Origin of the sequence: Streptomyces glaucescens, from assembly GCF_002154375.1 — a bacterium.
GTDB classification, from domain to species: Bacteria; Actinomycetota; Actinomycetes; order Streptomycetales; family Streptomycetaceae; genus Streptomyces; species Streptomyces glaucescens.
This window is the reverse complement of record NZ_MUND01000557.1, coordinates 1-4,644: the sequence shown is the minus strand read 5'-3', so window position 1 is coordinate 4,644 and position 4,644 is coordinate 1. Positions and strand designations below refer to the sequence as shown.

Genomic DNA, 4,644 nt, shown 5'->3' with positions numbered 1-4,644 from the left:
CGCGACGTCGCGAGCCCCCATGAGCCGGGGCGAAAACAGCCCGGTTGACCGGTTTATGGCCGCTCGCGAAGGAGGCGATACGGTACTGACCGCTGATCGGTACGACGTCGGCGCATGCGCTGGACGTGAAGCCAACGGGGAGGCGGCGGAGCGATGACGGAGACGAGGCTGAACCAGCTTCCAGCCGATCAGGGAGGAACCGGCCCGTCGGGCGGGCGCAAGGACGTGGCCTCCTCGCCGGCCGAGAAGAAGGCCGCGGCCAGGGCCATCGAGGACGGCATCGAGCCGGACACCGCGAAGGCGGGACGCCACGCGGACGTGGACACGGAGAGCGCGGTGAAGGCGTTCGGGCCGAAGGACGGCAACGGCTGGGACACGTCGACGGCCCTGAAGAAGGCCCACGAGACATGGGGTGATCAGGTGAAGAACCTGCTGGACCGACTCGGCTCGGAGAAGGACGCCCTGCGGCGGGCCAACACGACGCTGGTCGGCTCCGACCTCACGGTGCGCGGGGCCGCACAGCAGATCTCGGTCTTCGACACCTACTCCCAGGGGCGGTGACCGGTCGTGCCCACCTACCACGAGATCATGACCGCCGACCTCTCCGCGCTCACGGCTGCCGCGAAGAGCTGGGACGGCATGGCGGGGGAGTTCGCCAAGCAGGAGAAGGCCTACGAACGGGAGGTGCACGGCATCTCCATGGGCACCACCTGGGCGGGCCTCAGCGCGGACGCGGCCAACGCCCGCTTCGACATCACCCTCAAGCAGTTCCAGTACGCCCAGACCGAGGCCGAGGCCGTCGCCGGTCTGCTGCGAGATGCCCACACCCAGTTCGTCGAGCTGCGGGGCCGGCTGAAGACGGCGCGGCAGGAAGCCGTCGACGCGGGAATGAAGGTCTCCGACCAGGGGTTCGTCAGCCTGGACATCGAGCGGATGTCTGAGGCCGAGCGCAGGGCCGTCCACCATGACCCCGGGTACCGGGAAGCCGTCCAGTCATGGCAGGACCGCATCAACAAGGCCGTCCAGGACGTCACGGACGCGGACGCCGGCGTGCGGATCGCCCTCCAGGCGGTGGTGATCGACGAGAGCGTCATCGCCGGTGGCCGCGGTTTCAACGGCGAGGCGCAGAGCGATGTCGAGAAGTACGAGGGCCAGGCTGCCGAGGAGGCACTGAAGAAGCTCGGCAGGGGAGACCGCCTCACGGACAAGGAGCTCGCCGAGCTCAGGCGGACGTTCCGCGACAACGGCGACGACCCGGCTTTCTCCCGGACACTCCTCGACGGCCTGGGAGCCACCGGCACGATCAAGCTCACCAACGAGCTGAACGACCTGATCCACGTGCAGGGCGGGGACCGCGTCCGCGATTACTCCACGATCGAGACCGGCCTGGCCAACGCCCTCGCCTCGGCGACCAGGGACACCAAGTCTCCGTGGTACGAGGACTGGCGCGAGGACATGCGCAAGGCCGGCGTCGAACGGCACGCCACCGACGTCCAGGGCGCACGCCTCGACAAGGCCGTCGGCTACCAGTCCCTCGTCACCCTCATGCAGAAGGGCCACGGATACGCGCCCGAGATGCTCGGTGACCTCACCGACGACATGATCGCCGCGGAGAAGAAGGACTCCGGCATCTGGCAGCTGAAGCACGAGTACGCCGGAGAGGGCAACGGCTGGTTCGCCAACGACCCGGTGGACGGGATGCTCGGCATCATGAGCCGCGATCCCGACGCGGCGGCGCGCTACCTCAGCTCCGAGGACAAGATGACGTACCTGGTCAAGGAACGGGACTGGGACGTCACCTTGCACGAACACGAGGGACCGAAGGCCAGCACGTACACCCCGGGCGAGGACGCCGACACCCGCGCCGGCTTCGGGGCGGCCCTCCAGGCCGCCGCGACGGGCATCGACCCCTCGGACGAGAACGCCCGCTACGTGGAGCACAGCGAGCGCAATGACGCGGTCTTCAAGTCGGCGATCACGCTGTTCGCGGACAGTGGGGACGACTTCCCGCCGTCCCTCAGGGAGCCGATGGCCAACGTTCTGATCAATCACGGGGAAACCGTGCACCGTTCGATGAGCAGCATCGCCATCGCCGAGTCACCGATCGACCAGACCGATCTCTTCGAGGTCAGTAAGCAGATCTCCAAGGACTCGGACGCCTACAGCACGCTGAACGGCGGACTGAACCAGGCGATGGTGGCCGACATCCATGATGACGGACCCAAGGGATCAACTGAGTCGCTGGACAGGGCGGGACGGACGATCGGCTTCCTCGAGGAGGCGCGCGTCCAGGCAGCGGGTGATCCGGAGAAGCCAGAGGTAGAGGGCAAGGCGCTGGTCGACAGAGCCATCAGTCATATCCCCGTAATTTCGAGCGATGTACAGGCAGGGTTCGACTATGTCACCGAAAAGTGGCTGGAGGATGAGCAGCGAAGGCTGGAAGATCAGACGACCGCCCAGAATATCGCGGAATATGCCAGCCGGAATGGGCAGCTGATGGCGCTGGCCAGAGAATGGCAGGCCACCCACGAGTCGCCTCCTCGGGATCCCTACGACATCCAGAAACAGATCAACGAGTCCACCGAGGACGGGATCAAGCACGCACAAGGGGTATCCGGAAAGTCGGCGACGTGAGGTCTTTCAAGCAGCGTGGATTGACGGTGCTCTTCACACTGGCGATGTCCGTCGTCGCGACCGCATGTGGCCGTTCGGAGGGCGAGCAGCTCCCGGAGGCACTGTGTGGTACCAAGGTCGACCGGGCGCTGCTCCGCCCGGTGCTCACGTCCACGGACGACTTGGCCGAGGTCAACCAGTTGGATCGGTCCGAGGCGATCTCAGCCCCTTGTACTCTCTATTCTGACGGAAAACCGGTCCTGCGACTTCACTTCTATTACTCCGATGCTGCCCCTGGACTCGCTGGGCGATCCGAGTTCGATCCCATCTTCGAGGATGTTTCGCAGTGGCGGCCGGTGAATATCGCGGAAGAAGCGATCGTCGGCAGAAATGGCGCGATTGTGTCGGGGCCGTGCATTGTCGGCCGTAACACACATTTGATTGTCGAACTTCATCTGCCGGAGGTGAGGATCACGGATGAACGGCGTCGCAAGGACATCGAGAAATTCATGCGTGCATACTTCCCTGCCGCAGTGAAAGCCTTGTCGTGCGACTGAGTGGGTTGACACGTCCGTTCCTGCGACGCCTCCGTTCGCGGATGGGTGCCGCCGCCGCCTCCACCGTCAGTCCCGGTAGTCCGACTCCCTCGGCAGCTTCACGTCCGTGCAGCCGCGGCGGTCGGTGATGTCGGTGACGTAGGCCTCGAACAGGGGTTTCCTCAGTTCGGCGAGGAGGCCGTCGTAGGTGTAGCTGAGTGTCAGGGTGTGCAGCGCGGGCTCGCCGTCGCAGACCGACGAGGCCCACAGCACGCCGCTCCTGTGGACTCCGGCGGTGCCGGGGGCGAGGGCGCGGTACTCGTCGCGGAGGTCGTCACGGCCGACCGAGCGCGCGTCGGCGCCGAAGTACGAGGCGGTGCGCAGCCACCACGGCGAGTGCGTGACGGCGCTGTTGCCGTAGTCGGCGGCGTCCTCGTGCTTCAGCGGGACGCTGCGGACCCGGTCGGGGCTCATCGCCAGCAGGCAGTACTCCTCGGCGGCCCGCGGCGCGGTGGGCAGGTCCAGGGCGCGGTCGGGGAGCCTGGGCTCCTCGGCGCGGTCCGGGTGACGGCCGTACCAGGCGCAGGACCCGTCCGCGGTGTCCGCCGCGCCCAGTGACCGGGACGGCGGATCCAGGCGGTCCGGCAGCTCCGGCAGGCGGGTCTCGCAGCTCAGGGCGGCGGCGGCCCGTTCCGTCGCCCCGTGTGCGAGGGACGCCAGCCGGGAGAGGTCCTCGCCGGAGACGTCGTCGTAGTCCGCGCGGGCCGTGACGGTCAACAGGCCGGGCCCCTCGTCCGAGGTGCCGGCGGCGCACTCCGCGCGCACGGTGACGGACCGGTCGGTGTACGACCCGAGGGAACCGTCGCCCAAAGGCCTGCCGTCGGGCCGGTCGGCGCGCCGGGTGGGGTCCCCCTCGCCGAAGTCGTACGTGAAGGGCTCCCGGCTCACCTCGTCCCCGACGGTGTGCAACGGTTCTCCGTCGGCCGACGTGCGGACGCTCAGTGTCAGCAGGCCCTCGGACCTGCCCGGTCCGGGTACGCCGTAGACCTGGCACCAGCCGGGCGCGGGCGCCTCCGGGGTGATGGCCCCGTCCGTCGCGGCCCGCACCGTCCCGCCGCGCAGATCCATGACGTCCTCGCCGGACACCAGTCCCGCGCAGGCCTGAGCGATCTCCCGTGCGCTCGCCGCGCGGTCGCGGGAGTCGTCGTAGGTGAGCCAGAACGCCCAGAGGCTCGCGCCGATGCCGAGGACGGCCGTTCCGCACCAGAGGCGGTTCAGCCAGGAACGCCCGCTGTCCTGCATGTCCATGACCGTCAAGGGTGCCAGGTGTTTGACCTACGTCACCTTCGGGGTATTCTCCTCGGCTCGATTGGCGTCCGGCCTGCACCTTATGGCAGACTGTCCGAGTTGCTCGGTCGAGTGTTGATGCTGCGCGCCTCCCGCCGGGAGGACCGGAAGCGAGTCCCACAGTACTCGTCGCCCCTGATCAGGGGCG

At 67.8% G+C, this 4,644-nt stretch carries 4 protein-coding genes; 3 read left to right on the top strand and 1 reads right to left on the bottom strand.

All coding sequences use genetic code 11. The annotated features are described in order from the left end of the window. Positions 1 to 153 precede the first annotated feature (153 nt). Genes CCN42_RS31675 through CCN42_RS31665 form a run of 3 tightly spaced genes read left to right on the top strand, consistent with a single transcriptional unit; the run spans position 154 to position 3,170 of the window. Positions 154 to 561: a hypothetical protein gene (locus CCN42_RS31675; protein WP_143662076.1), complete on the top strand. Its 408-nt coding sequence runs from the start codon at positions 154 to 156 to the stop codon at positions 559 to 561. A gap of 6 nt (positions 562 to 567) precedes the next feature. Beyond that, the gene (locus CCN42_RS31670; RefSeq protein ID WP_086740754.1) at positions 568 to 2,634 is read left to right on the top strand and encodes a hypothetical protein; all 2,067 of its coding nucleotides are present in this window, start codon (positions 568 to 570) and stop codon (positions 2,632 to 2,634) included. Beyond that, positions 2,631 to 3,170: a hypothetical protein gene (locus tag CCN42_RS31665; protein WP_086740752.1), complete on the top strand. Its 540-nt coding sequence runs from the start codon at positions 2,631 to 2,633 to the stop codon at positions 3,168 to 3,170. Before CCN42_RS31670 ends, CCN42_RS31665 begins: the two co-directional genes overlap by 4 nt. 66 nt (positions 3,171 to 3,236) lie before the next feature. Here CCN42_RS31665 and CCN42_RS31660 read toward each other — a convergent pair whose 3' ends face one another. Further along, positions 3,237 to 4,457, bottom strand: coding sequence for a hypothetical protein (locus CCN42_RS31660; protein ID WP_245877557.1), 1,221 nt, complete (start codon positions 4,455 to 4,457; stop codon positions 3,237 to 3,239). Positions 4,458 to 4,644 lie beyond the last annotated feature (187 nt).

Bases quoted from the DNA above. Each gene is read 5' to 3' on its own strand.
- CCN42_RS31675 (WP_143662076.1), top strand. From the start codon at position 154: ATGACGGAGACGAGGCTGAACCAGCTTCCAGCCGATCAGGGAGGAACC.
- CCN42_RS31660 (WP_245877557.1), bottom strand. From the start codon at position 4,457: ATGGACATGCAGGACAGCGGGCGTTCCTGGCTGAACCGCCTCTGGTGC.